Origin of the sequence: Microcoleus sp. S36a_B3, from assembly GCF_036700745.1 — a bacterium.
Taxonomy (GTDB): domain Bacteria; phylum Cyanobacteriota; class Cyanobacteriia; order Cyanobacteriales; family Microcoleaceae; genus Microcoleus.
Genome location: NZ_JAUBPN010000004.1, coordinates 301,986 through 316,847 on the forward strand (window position 1 = coordinate 301,986; position 14,862 = coordinate 316,847).

Consider the following 14,862-nt stretch of genomic DNA (forward strand, 5'->3'; position numbering starts at 1 on the left):
AGGTCTCTAATTACTACTGGTTATGATACAATCAGCCCAGGAGGCATAATTGCAAGAGTTAGCTCGGGTTAGGAATAGAGATGTTAACATAAATATAGAACCCATTTGGGATCTTTTCTTGGAATACAAGGCGGACAGTAAAGCTGTTTTCAGGAACCCAGTGGACACAGGGCGCAAAACTAGGGAGCCATGATAGCAAAAGAGATGAAACCTATAAGGGCATAAGGCTTGCAGCTACAGACAGAGATCTCAAATGGGTTTTATAAATCCTACAAGATGATAGAATCCAACTTTCGGATTTATACTTTCTTGAAAACGTAAAGTGTTGATGTAATTTTTTGTTCTGCTTTTGTAGTTTTTGATATAGTCTTTCAATTTACTTTCACTTTTTTCCTTTGGATATAGCTCAGGAATTTTTTCTAATTTAATTACGGGCAAACCAGCTTTTTTACATGTTAACTCTAACGACTTTTCAGTAAAAAAATGTACGTGTTCTTTTGTGTCATATGCATTTGTATCCCGACTTCCATTTCTAAGTTCACCACAAGGAGTAGTCAAAAAAATCTTGCCACTATTTTTTAAATTTGCTTTACATAGCGACAAAAAGTTTACCGGATTGTTTACATGTTCAACAACTTCCATCAACAGAATGGCATCAAATTTTTCGGTTAAATCTCCAAAACTATCAACCACTTTAAAACCAAAATTTATTAAATTTGGTTGGTTTTTTTTACTTGGTTCTATGCAAGTTATTGAAATATTAGGAAATACATCTTTCAAACTTCTTAAAATATGTCCAGTTCCAGCCCCGACATCTAATACGCTTTTGTTTCCAGATATAAAATCTCTTTTTTCCCAAAATCTTATCAATTGGTAGTTTCTATCTTTATATGTTTCATAAAGCTCGTCAGCATCCGGTTGTTCCATTACACCTTGGCCCTCAATTTTATCCCCAATAAATAAATGACCGCAATCTTTAAAATGACACTTAAAAATATCATGATTATGTATGGACACAAAATCTTTAGATGATGGATTTCCACAAATAGGACATAACATATATTCAATTCTCCTCAAGTATAAAAAATTGATGTGAGAGTATAATAGCACTTGCTCGTATTAAGGTGGTAAATGAGCAGTCGTACAGAAACTTACGCTAAGGCTGAAACTTTTACTGGATAAGGATTCGGGGAACTACTTTTTTTGTATCTCAAAAACTTAAAGAAGTGAAAATTAAACTGTACCACTTATAGCATGGATTATAAGGATTGTGGGAACTACTTTTTTTGTATCTCAAAAACGTAAGGATTCAGGTCTAAAAACTTGGGGCTCCAACGCTTGTCTGGCAAGGGTTTTAGGGCAAAATAAGGGTTTTTGTCTTTCGTGGTTGATTGTCAATAAAGGACGAAAAACTGTCATTTTTTGTCCTTTATTGAGAATAGAGATTTATTTAGCATCAAGCTCCATATCTAAAGTCTTTGCCCAGCAAGGAGTTCAGTGACCTGAATCCTTACTCAAAAACTTAAAGAAGTGAAAATTAAACTGTACCAATTATAGCATGGATTATTTGGTACAGCTTGTTTGTACGGCACAGTGAGGATTTGAGGCTTTTAAATTTCAGATAGATCAATTGGTACAGGTTTATAGAACCCATTTGAGATCTTTCTAACTTACAGCTAATCGTAGGAGCATCAAGCGGACAAAACAAAGCTGGAGCTTGGCATTTGCCCGTTCAAGTGTCCGGTCAAAGTTTTTGACGCTTGCTTTTGCATCGCTCTACCCAAGCATTAGATCTCTCAATCACCCACCTAGCCTTAACTGGCACAAATCCTGATTTGCCTTTGGCTTCCTTTTCTGCTTTCGACGGTTTAGGTGAGAGTTGCAATTGGATCTTGGTCATGATTTCCGGGTAAATCAGTTCCAATGCTTGGGTCAGCTTGTCAGGATGATAACCATTATCTAGCAAGATGGTAATTTTTGGAAGTTCCAGCGGTTGAGATTTGAAGTAATCAATATTGTGGGAGAGCATCTCAATCAATCCCTGGTCATCAGATACATTGGCAGGAGTGCGGTGAGTGAAGAAAGGAAAGCCTAATATATCTACCGCTAGATGTCTTTTAATCCCATTTGTCGCTTTGTAAAAACAAAAACCTTTAGATTCAACACTAGCATTACAAGTGTTCTTCACTGCTTGCGAATCGATCATGATCAAGGTCGTCCACTGTGGTTTTTTTTTACTTGTTCGCGCATTCTTCCGTGTAACTCCGTCATGATATTTTTCCAAATGCCATCTTCACACCACTGCTTATAATGCCAGAATACAGTAGAATAGGGTGGCAGGTCTCTAGGTAAGTCCCCCCAATTGCAACCATTTTTGAGTTGATAAAATATCCCGTTCAGGATTTGCCGCTTTGTCCACACTGGTGGTCGGGTTTTCTTTTTTTGTGGTAACAACGGCTCGATAATTTCCCACTCTCGATCTGTCACATCGGTTGAATACCCCATTTTAGCCCTGACTTAGTTTCATTCCATTACTTCTGGCTATCATACTCTATCGCCCTAAATATCTCAAATGGGTTCTAAGTTCCCGATCGCCACTTAACATTTTACTTCTTTCTCTTTTCTACTACTCTTCAACATCTGAATTAACAACATCGGCAGTCATCCGGGATTTAAACTTAGACCAACTTAGAAGCATAACAGCCGCTATGAATGCCAGTGTATCATTTTTAGTCTGATACGGCAAAAATCTATAGCGAAAACTAGCCATTCTAGGGTCGCTTTCTTGGTATAAAATATCTTGGGCAAAGTTCGGCCACCGCCCATCTATCAAATCAATTGTCATGCCAGCATGGCTAGAAGGCAGCAGCATATTAGAGCCATGAAGACCAATTACTAAGCGGCTTTCTGAATAAACACGGCATATTTCCTTTTCAATTTTTTCATTAAAAGTCTCCACTCTGTAATCTTCAATCCATTCTGGAAACTTAGTTTTTGTCCCCAGACCAGCCACTGCAAATTTTGCTTCAGGTACTTGCAACCTAATTTTCTCAAATAACTGCTGAATTTTCAAATTTTGCAATGGCAGTGCCATTTCTCCTTGATTCAGCTTTCTAAGACCTCGCAAGAGCAAAGGGTTAACTAACAGACGATCCTCCCGCCAAATAAAAGTAATCTTTATTTCTTTCTCCTCAAAGTTATGTTTGGGTACTCCACTAAACCGCGTGATGTCAAACCGACTTGGATGAGAATAACCTTCACTGACGTAAATTTCTTCAAAACGTTTAGTTTCTTTCTCAACAAACTCAGCGAAGCTGGGATAGTAATTTTGACCATTTTGTAAAGAAATAGGCACTGTCCAGACTTCAGCAACTCCATCCGGAACCATCCACCTTAAAAACTTAGGAACTATCACCACTAATCCACACTCAGGATTGTCGTCTAAGTGCCTTTGTGCATTTAGCAACTTTAACAGGGAGTGACCATAAAGATGATCGATACAGTTTAAAATGATTACTCGCTTGCAGGGCTTAAAAATTTCTTTTGCAATCTCAAGTTTTTCGGATCGAGGATTTTGGAGTGAGTTGAGTAACGCTTTCCCCAACCAATCCTTTGCGAAAGCATTCTCCGCAAAAACTGCTGCTTTCCTTAAATCGACTTGCAGGGAGTTTATGACTCCATGACCTACTTTGAGCTCGTCGATGATTTCGCTGCCACATCCGCCACACTTAGAATCTATAACAATATGAATTCCCTGCCACAAAAGAGTTTTGGGATTAAGTTCTGTTCCGCAATAGGGGCAATTCGATCGCTGTTGGATGTTGGGTTTAATTTCAATCACTGTATTAATCCTTTGATTCTACGAGCTGCCTCGTATAAGTTGAGAGAGCGCCAGATAAATCTTCCAAAAGGCCGCAATTCCTTAATCATGAAATTGACTAATATGATCATGTAAAAATAAGTTATCAGAGTAGCTGCAGTTGCGCCAAGAGCTCCATACTTAGGAATCAGTAGCAAATTTAACCCCACATTTAAAATAGATCCAACCACAGTCAAGTAAAAACCGTAGCGCAACTGACCTTCTATAGTAAAATATGTGCTCCGCGCTACCCCAAAGTTAGTACCAAATTGCCCCCAAACATAGAGTGTCAAAACTGCTGCTGACTTCGCATAGTTATCACCGTAAAGCAAATGCACTATTAACGGAGAAAGCAATGAAATCGGGATTGCCACTCCTAACCAAAAAAACATCATGATATCCGAGTAAATTTGAAATTTATTTAGATATTCTTGATAATTATTATGTCTCAAATTCGCTAATTTGGGAAAAATAGAGCTAGATAGTATCATTGGCAAGAAATCGCAGATTTCTGAAATTTTAACAGCCGCAGCATAATACCCCAGTTCGGCATTCTTATTCATAGAACCGAGCATTATCTGATCGGTTTTCGAGTACACGTAAACTGCCAATCCTGACAAAATTATAGGCCAACTCTCCCAGAGCAATTCCTGGCTCCGCTCCCAACTGAATTGCCAATCCTTAATTTTATTGCCAGTAAGCTGATAAAAATATACATAAGCCATTCCTACCATTGCCACCTCTATCAATCTAATGCAGGCGAAGGCAAGTAGCGGAGCCTTAAATGTTACCAACCCAATTCTGACAGCGGCGACTAAAAAAGATACCGAATTCTTCGCCAATACTGTATATTTTGACTGGACTTGGGACTGAAACCAAAAATTTATGGCTTCAAAAGAATTAAAAATAGTTCCGGCGGCGATGATTCCCACTAGCCAGCGAGTCAGGCTGTCATTGGGCTTAAGTAGGCAAATCACGGTGACAGTTAACACCAGAGTAATCAGACCACCAATAAATTGCAGTCCGAAGGAAGTTCCTAGGGTCTCATTTTTGCATTCAGGGTTGCTAGCGATATCGCGGATGACGATTCTGCCCAATCCCATTGAGGCTACTGCACTAAAGATAGACACAAAGGCAAGGGCGTAGCTCAACAAGCCAAATTGAGCGGGACCAAGATACCGAGCCACCCAAATACCAACCACCATACCCAGACCCATCTGCAAGATTTGGTCTGTGAACAGCCAAGCTATGTTGCTTAGTACCTGGCGCAGACCAGGCCCAAGCTTTTGACTTAACCCAGCTAATTTGTCTAACATCAGAAGATTTTAAGTGTTTAAAAAAGATAAAGGCGGTTGTGGAACACTTGGCTATCAAGCAAAATCAGACTCGTAAGATGATATTATCGCACAGCTTGGCACATCTGCGATACGCGCAAGGAACTTTATTTCATTCGACAGTGCGAGCTACAGAACGCCTTGGAGGGTTGCTGCTACTGTTGGAAGTGTTACTAGCATTATCTAGGGCAAGTCGAACTGTCAACATTACATAACTCAGCCAAGGATTTCCGGTTCCCAAAATATAACTTTCTGTGATGTTGCTCATAATAAGATAAACCAGAAAACAAATAGGCATTCCCGCTTCTTCCAGCGTGCTACGACTCAAATACCGGATGGCATAAACCAAATTTAGCAGCAGGGAAATCATCATTAAGATTAATCCAGGCCAACCAAAGGCTAACAATATCCCGATCGGACCATTGTGAGGATTTTTTGGTTGAAATCCATTAGTAGTATAAATAAAATAAGCAGGAGTAGCGGGGCCTAACTTATCTTGTTGAAAAAAGCCATCGTATCCGTAGCCAAACCAGGGGCGCTGGTTGGCCGCATCAATTAACTGCGGCCAGAATTCGGTTCGCCCAGTTAGAGTCAAGTCCTTGCCTAACCCACCTACCACAATATCCTCTAGGTTGTCTAGTACAAAAACCGTCATAATTATGCTGACCACCAGGAAACATATAATCGCAGTAAATGCCCACTGAAAACTTAATTTTTTTAGAAAACTTAGCGAGGAAACAGCAATGATTAATATGATAGTAATAACTAGAGCAGCTCCCGACTTATTAGCTCTCACCAGGTAAAAAGAAAAGAATATCATTGCCAAAGAAATCCAGCGTTCTTTCCGAGTTTTAGCTCCTTGAGAATAATGCAAATACCAAAATGCCGTAGATAAAGCTAGGACTCCACCGAGGGAATTTTTAGATTGCGTCAGACCTACAAAGTCGCCTGCTCCCGGTGGTTTAATTATAAAACTTCCCAAACCCAGTGCCGTGTATCCCCACCGCCAAAAATGAGATAGATCCTCCCATTTATATTGGGCTGCTAAGTAAAATCCGAAAGCCGTAAATGCTGAAAAAGCTAGACCAGATCTTAGTGTTTGTTCAGGAAATATAGACCACAATGTAGACAGTGATGGCATTAACATATAAAGTAGAAAAAAAGGATTCATAATCAATATTTTGGAAAAATAATCAATAAAATTGCTACCAAATAATTTGATTCTAGATAATAAAATAAATACTACCCACGGGTAAAAAAAATAAGGTATCATTTTTAAAAAACCGCCTTTTGTGTCTTGCAAATTAATAAAATGAAAATAATTAAAAGGAACTTGTGTCAAAAAAGGAGAGATGAAAATATAAAAAACAGCAAAGGCTTTTTCCCAAACTAAACCTATTTTTTTACGGCTGGCCAATTGAAACAATAACAAAGTCACGATCGCGAATATAGCAATCAAAATTAATGTCAATGAAGAACTTCCTAAGATCAGCCCTTTCAGCATATTCGCTTTAGACACGGGTTCAGTCATAATTGCTTTCCTTTATCAAAAAATAGGTCAAGTTATCTATATCTAAAATATAGCGCTCAACCCGAAACCACGCTAACAAAAAAATTAGTCATCAAGCAAAAATACAGCATCCGATTTTTGGGCGATCGCTTAAAATAATCAGCTTTTGGCCCAGCACTAAAAAGGCTAAACTTATATAAATCATAGTGAATAAAATTAGGTGCCCTATGGTTAACACCCATTTTCCAAGACAGATCGCCCCGTCGGTTGTGGGTTTGGTCTTGTTTGCTTCCACAGTCATCGCTGACCCCAGAAGCACCCCGGCACAAGTGCCCATCCCGCTAGGCGCTGACCAAGCCCCGACCGTTGCGCCCATCAGGAGAAACCCCGAAAGCTATAAACTCGGGGGTGGCGATCGCATCCAAGTAGAAATACTCGAAGTACCCGAACTTAGCCGCGGCTACGAAGTCCTTTCCGACGGTTCAGTCAACCTGCCCCTGATCGGCTTGGTCTCCGTCCGTGGCCGCACCTTAGTAGAAGCCACCAACATCATCCGCAACGCCTACCGCCGCGTCCTCAAAGACCCCATTGTCACAGTCAGCCTCGTCGCCGCCCGCCCCCTCAACGTCGGCGTCATCGGAGAAGTCACCCGGCCCGGGAACTTCACCATTACCCTAACTCCCGGGCCGGGAGCCACGCCGAGTGTCCAGTACCCCACCGTCACCCAAGCGATCAGACTCGCAGAAGGCGTCACGGGTGTCGCCGACATCCGCAACATCCGCGTCCGCCGTCCCCAACGAGACGGCCCCGATCAAGTGCTCAACGTCAACCTGTGGAAATTCTTGCAAGAAGGAGACATCTCTCAAGACATCATTTTGCAAGACAGAGACACAATCGTGGTTCCCACAGTCGCCAACTTCAACCAAGCAGAAGCTCGTCAATTTGCGACGGCCAACTTTTCGCCACCCCCAGAAAAACCTCGATCGATCTCCATCGTTGGTCAAGTCACCAGGCCGGGGGCTTACGTCGTCATCGGTGGCAACACCACAAACGACCTCAGCCGCGAAGGTTTTCCCACCGTCATCCGGGCGATTCAGCTAGCTGGGGGCATCACCTCCGATGCCGACATCCGACAAATCCAAGTGCGGCGCGTCACCAGAAGAGGCGAACAAATTATCCCAGTCAACCTGTGGCAGTTCCTAGAGTCCGGCGACGGCACCCAAGATACAATCCTCCAGGAGGGAGACACGATCATCGTGCCCAAAGCTACGATCGTCAACCCTGCAGAAGCTGGCGTACTCGCGAGCACTAACTTTGCTCCCACCGGCATTAACGTTTTTGTAGTAGGAGAACTCAGAACATCCCTCGATCCCTTGAGGCTCCCAGCTAATGCCACACTGAATCAAGCTTTAGTTTCCAGAGGATTTTTTGGCTACGAGAATACCAGAGCTAGAAGGGATAAAGTTGAGCTAGTCCGCCTCAATCAGGACGGTACAGCTACTAAACGGACGATCGAAGTCAATTTAACTCAAGGAATTAACGAAGAAACCAATCCTCAACTTCGTAACAACGACATGATTATCGTATCTCGCAAGGGTCTCGTCAATTTTGTCGATCGCATGAACGCTGTAATCGGGCCTGTCGGGCCAGCTACGGGGGTGTTAAATTTTATAAACGTTCTCCGATTTTTATTCAGGTAAGAATGCGGCCGGCGGGTGAGGGGGATAATTCCTGGCAAAGGCTAGAATAAACTAAACAATAAGATTACCCAGCCGCGACCTGGCAGCTTCAAAAATATCAACCTCAAAAATATCAACCTCAAAAATACCCAGGCTGAATATGGATAACAGACAAGATTATCAACCCTTCACGCCCAAATCTAATGGCAAACTGCCTGACTTTTCGGATCAAAACTACAGAGATACCTTCGTTCAGGAAACAGAGGAAGAAAAGCTAGACTTGTCCTGGCTTGGAGGAGTCCTGCGCCGCCGCTTCCTGGTGATGGCGGCAGCCACCATTGCTTTGAGTACCATCGCAGGAATAGCAATCGTTGTCACTTCTAAAATCACAAAGATAGACTATGAAGGTTCTTTTTCCCTCTTAGTAGAACCAGCCACAGTTGAAGGTTTACAATCCAAACAATTAAACAATACTCTCGGTGCAGACTTAGCAAGAATTAATATAGAAGGAATTAGCTTATTAGACTACGAAACCCAAATTAGGATTTTACGCAGTCCCAAAATGATGGAGCCAGTGGTGAAGGAGTTGCGAACTTGGTATCCCAAAATGACCTACACCGAATTGACATTAAAAATGTCGATAGACCGTGTAAGCTACACGAAAGATGGCAAACAGCAAGGTACAAAGATTTTAAGAATTCGCTATAAAGATTCAGAGCCAAAGAAAATTTATGCCGTCTTGGATAAAATTTCTAAAGCTTATCTAGAATATAGCTTGCAGCAGCGTCTGACGGGTATCAATCAAGGCATTAAATTTATAGATATGGAGATGCCAAAGCTCCGAGAAAGAGTGGAAGTTCTGCAACTGCAAGTCCAAAGACTGAGGCAGCAAAGTAACTTGTTTGACCCCCAACTAGAGGGAAGATCTCTGTCAGAACAAGTTCAAAGCATTAGGGGCCAACAAGTAGGACTCCGAGTAGAACTAAAAGGGCTGCGTAACCTTTACCAAAGCTACGAACAATTACTTAAAGAAAATAATCCCCAGGGGTTGCTGGTGACCCAAGGACAAGCTTACGCTGGACTGTTAGGTCAAATTCAGAAGGTTGACTCAGATTTGTCATACAAATTAGCTCAGTACAGAGAAGACAGTTTGCCAGTTTTAGCACTACGCAAAAGTCGGGAACAACTGATTTTAACCGCGAATCAACAAGCAAGACAAGTGGTGATGGGAAATTTAGAGACCCAAATCAAAGCATTTGAAGCGCGCGATCGCGAAATGACTGCTTTGCAAAATGCTCTTAACCAAAAAATTAGAAATTTTTCAGTGACAACGCGGCAATACGACAATTTACAGCAGGAACTGCAAGTAGTTACTAAGAGTTTTTCAGACTTTTTGGCAAAACGAGAAGCTTTGCGGATTGATGCAGCTCAGCAGCAAATACCTTGGGTACTGATCAATCCTCCAGAAATTCCGCTAGACAAATTTGGCAAGTTTGTCACGGCTACCGTCAAACAAACCAAAAAACAGTTAGCGCTGGCGGTAATTTTAAGCAGTCTGCTGGGCATAGCAGTAGGGTTGCTAGTAGAGGTGCTAAATAATGTTTTCCACACTCCAGAATCGCTGAGAACAGCCACAAGATTGCCAGTGCTAGGGGTGATTCCGTTTACCAAAAAAGTTAAGCGGCGACAAACTGCCAGACCTAGGAAACTCACATCGGCTCGATCGCACTCGAAGTCAAAAGTCGAAGTTGTTCAACCTGTCGAAGTCACACCGACTGCTGCGATGCTGGGAGCCAAAAGCATTTTTAGCGAATTCGACTATCAATTTTTAGAAGCATTTCGATCGCTCTACACGAACATTCACTTGCTCAGTGCAGGTAGGACATTTCGATCGCTCTTAGTCGCCTCAGCAGCAGCCGGAGACGGCAAATCTACAGTAGCTTTGCACCTAGCCGCTATAGCAGCAGCCGTCGGACAGCGAGTATTGTTAGTAGATGCAGATTTGCGCTGCCCGCAAATGCACGCTAGGCTAGGACTGCCCAACCTGCGCGGCCTCGGCGATGCCATCTCCACAGATATCAGCCTCAACGACGCGATTGTGCGAGCGCCCAACCAAGAAAATTTGTTCGTCCTCACAGCAGGTCAAATTCCCTCCGATCCGATCAAGCTGCTTTCTTCCAAAAAAATGCAGTATCTGATGGAGCAATTTCAAGCATTTTTTGACTTAGTGATTTATGACAGCCCGCCACTATCAGGCTTAGCAGACGCCCACTTGATCGCGGCTCACACCGACGCTACGATTATGGTCGTGCAAATGGCCAAAACAGACCGATCGCAAGTTAGCAAAGTTTTAGAAGAATTAAAATTTTCTGGAGCTTCTGTCTTGGGAGTGGTGGCTAACGGCTGCAAAGACTCAAATCACAGCAACCGACAACGCCCGGTGGGTATAGAGACGCTCTACGATCAAAAGCTCTCGACTTTAGGTACACAAAATCAAAATTAGACAAATTTTGATCCTGGTGGCGGCGGCGCGCCGCCGTCCCTCGGTGGGAAACGCACAACCAAGCAGCACCTTGATTTTTTCACAAAGGTACTATTTGAGAAAGAAAATGATAGACTAACGGACATAGCCTCGCGTGTCAACCGAGATTGCGCGGATATTTGAGATTTCGCGATGATTCTTGAGAAAATGATTGGGAAATCAGCAAACGTGGGTAAACTACATCTAGCAGAGCGCAATCTCGATCGGCAACAGACACCTTTGAAGGCGAACGTTAATGCAAACGTTAATGTGAACGTTTCAACCCAGAAACTTGGTAGGGATTTTTCTATGAGTACAGTTATGGTTGTTGATGATAGCGTCACTCTGCGGGAGATGATCGCCGACTTGCTCAAAGGTAGGGGACTCAACGTCACAGTAGCTAGTGATGGCGTAGAAGCTCTAGAGCAAATCAAAGCCAACCGCCCGGATTTAGTTGTTCTGGATATCGTGATGCCCCGGATGAACGGCTACGAAGTCTGTCGCCGGCTCAAAAGCGACCCCAAAACTCAGAATTTGCCTGTGGTAATGTGTTCGAGCAAAAGCGAAGAGTTCGATCGCTACTGGGGAATGAAACAAGGAGCAGACGCTTACATTGCCAAACCATTTCACCCTCAAGAATTGGTGGGAACTATCAAGCAACTGCTGCGTGGTTGAAATTGAGGAATAGGGACAGAAAAAAATGTTTTGAGTGCTGCCGATTTCTGATCCCGCAGCCTCTCTAAACTACTCGATTGACAATAGTCCAAACATCCCCGTCCGATCGCACGTAGGGAACAGAAATACTTTTAAAACCCGTAATAAAAGGTTTGTAATAAACCTGCCAGTAACTGGGACTAATTTGGTCGGCGATGGCTTTAAGTTCTTTCACTTCAGCAGCCAGTTCCCCCGCCAGTTGGTTAATCCGTTCTGCGTGTCCGCGAGCGAGTTCTCTTCCCTCTTCAACTTGCTGCTCCATCGGACTGATTCTTTGCAAATTTACGGACTGCTGCTGTTTTTGATTCAGTTGAGCAGACAAAGCTGCGATCGCGTCATCTATCCCTTTGACTTCTGCCGAGACTTCTGCTGTTTCCCTCGCGTGACGGCGGTAAGCATCGGCGATGGCTTGAGGCGAATCACCTGCGGGGACAGCAGCGCCAATGCTGAGCTGCTGGCGTTCCCGGCGCAAAGCTTCGATTTGAGAGCAAATTGCCTCTATGTCTGTCTGAAGTTTGTCCACTTAATTACCGCGTGGTTTTTGGATATTTTAGAATATTAACACAAATTAATCAGTCGATCGCCATTTTATGACAGGTTCGTAGTGAGGGCTTTAGTCCTTTCCAAATGCGGACGGTCATCCTCACTACAAACCAACTTTATGACAGGTTCGTAGTGAGGACTTTAGTTTTTTCCAAATGCGGACGGTCGTCCTCACTACAAACCAACTTTATGACAGGTTCGTAGTGAGAACTTTAGTCCTTCCGAATGCGGACGGTCATCTCACTACCAACATAATTACTAATAATTAATTGGGTTGTTTTAATTGGCGATCGCTTGCAGCTTCAAACTGACAATCGTCTCCACCAAGACATCGAGTTGCACCGGTTTAGCCAGATGCCGATCGAAACCAGCTTTCAAAGCCATCGCGCGGTCTTCCTCCCTAGCATAAGCCGTCAGGGCGATCGCCCGTAATTTCCCTCCTTTTCCCCCAGCCAAACAGCGCAGCTTTTTCAGCAGCCAATAGCCGTCTTCCTCCGACATTCCAATATCGCTCACCACAACATCCGGCACAAACTCAGCAGCAGTCTCCAACGCCTCTGCTGCTGAGGATGCAGCCCTGACAGCCCCCGGAATCTGCCAAGACAAACCTCATAAATTCCCGCGAATCAACCTCGTCATCAACCACCAAAACCTTAACTCCCCGTAAATTACCAGCGCCCGCAAACACCTGTGCTTCCTCACAGGCGATCGAATTTATCTGAATCCAAGGAAGGCGGAAAGCAAAAGTCGAGCCGATATCCAGTCCCGGACTCTGGGCCCAAACCCTATCGCCGTGCAGTTCCACCAACTGTCGCACAATTGATATCCCCAGCCCCAAACCACTATAATTGGGAGTAATCGTAGCATCGGCTTGCCGGAAACACTCAAACACCTAGGGCATAAAATTCGCAGCAATCCCAATTCCCCTATCGGTAACAGCCAGCTCAACTTCCGAATCAACTCGCTTGATTCACGGCGCTGCAAGTAAATCTAAAATCGTCGCGCAAAAAAAGGAGTTTTTATCTATTGATTTAAGTTAAATTTTGTGGTATATTTTAAATAATAGAAGTGGAAAGTCTAATTTTAAAATTGCCACCACTTCCATTATTTAAAATATACTTTATAAATTCAAGTCTGTCAAGCTTTTTACTCAAAAAAAAGGCTATTTTTAAATCTTTTATTCAAAAAATATTGTTTAAAAGGGAAGAAATTGGTAGGAAGCGAACCGCAAATAAACGGAGATTTACGCGGATAATTTTTAGGGGTAATCCTAGGGTGCGTCGCTACCCTAAAAGTCGATTTTTTTAAGGATTTTTAATGACGGCGCACCCTAGGATTACTGCTGCACGACTTTTGATAAATGGTATGGCATCAAATCCGCTGGTATCGAAATTATAGTCTGGGAAGTAGACGATCGCACTGCACGGAGAAAATGATGATTTTGAGTGCAGTGTCCGAACCAGATAATTAGGCAATAACAGCGGCTTTCATTGTCAAAATGCGATCGATCGCATCCTCAACTACTTTATCTGGAGTCGAAGCGCCAGAAGTAACGCCCACCACAATATTACCATCAGGCAGCCAATTTTGGGTGACAATCAAATCTCCCCCTAAAGGCTTGTGTTCGATGCGATTTCCAGGTAAAATGCGCTCGGCAGAATCAATGTGATAAGAAGGAAGAGTTTTGTCGATCGCAATTTCCTGCAAGTGAGTAGTATTAGAAGAATTAAAACCGCCAATCACCAGCATCAAATCCAACTTTTCCTCGACCAAACTCAACATAGCATCCTGCCGTTCCTGAGTTGCATCGCAGATAGTATTAAAACTCAGAAAATGTTCATTAAGATTAGACGGCCCAAACTTTCGCAGCATCGTCTTTTCAAACAACTTACCAATATTCTCAGTTTCAGTTTTGAGCATAGTAGTTTGATTGGCAACCCCTACCCTCTCCAAATCTAAATCCGGGTCAAAACCAGCAGAATAAGCCTTGCTAAACTTAGCCAAAAACTCAGCACGATCGCCCCCGTGCAAGATATAATTGCTGACATATTCAGCTTCTGCCCAGTTCAAAACAATCAAATACTTATTAGCAAAAGAACTGGTAGCAACAGTTTCTTCGTGCTTGTACTGACCGTGAATAATCGAAGTATAATCTTTCTTCTTGTGCTTCTCAACAGTATTCCAAACCTTAGAAACCCAAGGACAAGTAGTATCAACAATCTTGCAGCCTTTATCATTAAGCAACTGCATTTCTTGAACACTAGCCCCAAAAGCCGGTAAAATTACCACATCGCCGCTACTGACAACCGAAAAATCTTTCTGTCCCTTTTCAACAGCAATAAAACCAACCTCCATATCGCGCAAATGCTGATTGACAGAAGGATTGTGAATAATCTCATTAGTAATCCAAATCCGTTGGGTGGGGAAATGCTGGCGAGCCTCATAAGCAATAGCCACAGCGCGTTCCACGCCCCAGCAAAAGCCAAAAGCCTCAGCCAGCCGGATGGTGACGCGACCGCGCTCAAGCCTGTAATTGTTGTCGCGAATTTGCTGGATCAGACTGCTTTGATAAGCAGTCTGCATCACGTCAGCTACCTCAGCTTCGTGTCCGAAACCCTTGCGGTGGTAGTTTTCAGACTGTTGGAGCGATCGTTTAAAAGCTTTAGTATCCATGCGGTATTGAGTTCAAATCTAGGTGAATT

At 43.1% G+C, this 14,862-nt stretch carries 13 protein-coding genes; 3 read left to right on the forward strand and 10 right to left on the reverse strand.

The genetic code is table 11. The features are described from left to right. Positions 1-249: 249 nt before the first annotated feature. The 6 genes from QUA01_RS07200 to QUA01_RS07220 all read right to left on the reverse strand — a co-directional run bounded on the left by QUA01_RS07200 (position 250) and on the right by QUA01_RS07220 (position 6,724). Positions 250-1,059, reverse strand: a complete 810-nt coding sequence (locus QUA01_RS07200; protein WP_333088296.1) for a class I SAM-dependent methyltransferase — start codon at positions 1,057-1,059, stop codon at positions 250-252. A 685-nt stretch (positions 1,060-1,744) separates the two neighbouring features. Then, positions 1,745-2,206, reverse strand: a complete 462-nt coding sequence (locus QUA01_RS07205) for a transposase (RefSeq protein ID WP_333088298.1) — start codon at positions 2,204-2,206, stop codon at positions 1,745-1,747. A gap of 2 nt (positions 2,207-2,208) precedes the next feature. After that, positions 2,209-2,505, reverse strand: coding sequence for a transposase (locus QUA01_RS27330; protein ID WP_442921526.1), 297 nt, complete (start codon positions 2,503-2,505; stop codon positions 2,209-2,211). 121 nt (positions 2,506-2,626) lie between these two features. Next, positions 2,627-3,841, reverse strand: coding sequence for a hypothetical protein (locus QUA01_RS07210; protein WP_333088300.1), 1,215 nt, complete (start codon positions 3,839-3,841; stop codon positions 2,627-2,629). Then, the gene (locus QUA01_RS07215; protein WP_333088303.1) at positions 3,838-5,175 is read right to left on the reverse strand and encodes a flippase; all 1,338 of its coding nucleotides are present in this window, start codon (positions 5,173-5,175) and stop codon (positions 3,838-3,840) included. The genes QUA01_RS07210 and QUA01_RS07215 overlap by 4 nt, the downstream gene beginning before the upstream one ends. A gap of 130 nt (positions 5,176-5,305) precedes the next feature. Further along, entirely contained in the window at positions 5,306-6,724 is a 1,419-nt protein-coding gene (locus tag QUA01_RS07220) for an O-antigen ligase family protein (RefSeq protein WP_333088306.1), read from the reverse strand. Positions 6,725-6,930: 206 nt separating this feature from the next. Here QUA01_RS07220 and QUA01_RS07225 point away from each other — a divergent pair, with 206 nt between their 5' ends. From QUA01_RS07225 to QUA01_RS07235, 3 genes are all read left to right on the forward strand, one after another. Further along, positions 6,931-8,403, forward strand: a complete 1,473-nt coding sequence (locus QUA01_RS07225; protein WP_333088308.1) for a polysaccharide biosynthesis/export family protein — start codon at positions 6,931-6,933, stop codon at positions 8,401-8,403. 139 nt (positions 8,404-8,542) lie between these two features. Then, positions 8,543-10,885: a GumC family protein gene (locus tag QUA01_RS07230; RefSeq protein WP_333088310.1), complete on the forward strand. Its 2,343-nt coding sequence runs from the start codon at positions 8,543-8,545 to the stop codon at positions 10,883-10,885. 327 nt (positions 10,886-11,212) lie between these two features. Further along, positions 11,213-11,578 carry a response regulator transcription factor gene (locus QUA01_RS07235; protein ID WP_039886668.1) on the forward strand — a complete coding sequence of 122 codons (366 nt, stop codon included), beginning with the start codon at positions 11,213-11,215 and terminating at the stop codon, positions 11,576-11,578. 64 nt (positions 11,579-11,642) lie between these two features. Here QUA01_RS07235 and QUA01_RS07240 read toward each other — a convergent pair whose 3' ends face one another. From QUA01_RS07240 to QUA01_RS07255, 4 genes are all read right to left on the reverse strand, one after another. Then, a complete protein-coding gene (locus QUA01_RS07240; protein WP_194009488.1) occupies positions 11,643-12,140 on the reverse strand; it encodes a hypothetical protein in 498 nt (165 codons plus the stop codon). 299 nt (positions 12,141-12,439) lie between these two features. Then, positions 12,440-12,712, reverse strand: coding sequence for a response regulator (locus tag QUA01_RS07245; protein ID WP_333088312.1), 273 nt, complete (start codon positions 12,710-12,712; stop codon positions 12,440-12,442). Continuing rightward, positions 12,696-13,052, reverse strand: a complete 357-nt coding sequence (locus tag QUA01_RS07250) for an ATP-binding protein (RefSeq protein WP_333088315.1) — start codon at positions 13,050-13,052, stop codon at positions 12,696-12,698. The genes QUA01_RS07245 and QUA01_RS07250 overlap by 17 nt, the downstream gene beginning before the upstream one ends. Before the next feature lie 575 nt (positions 13,053-13,627). Beyond that, positions 13,628-14,833 carry a 4-hydroxy-3-methylbut-2-enyl diphosphate reductase gene (locus QUA01_RS07255; protein ID WP_333088318.1) on the reverse strand — a complete coding sequence of 402 codons (1,206 nt, stop codon included), beginning with the start codon at positions 14,831-14,833 and terminating at the stop codon, positions 13,628-13,630. Positions 14,834-14,862 lie beyond the last annotated feature (29 nt).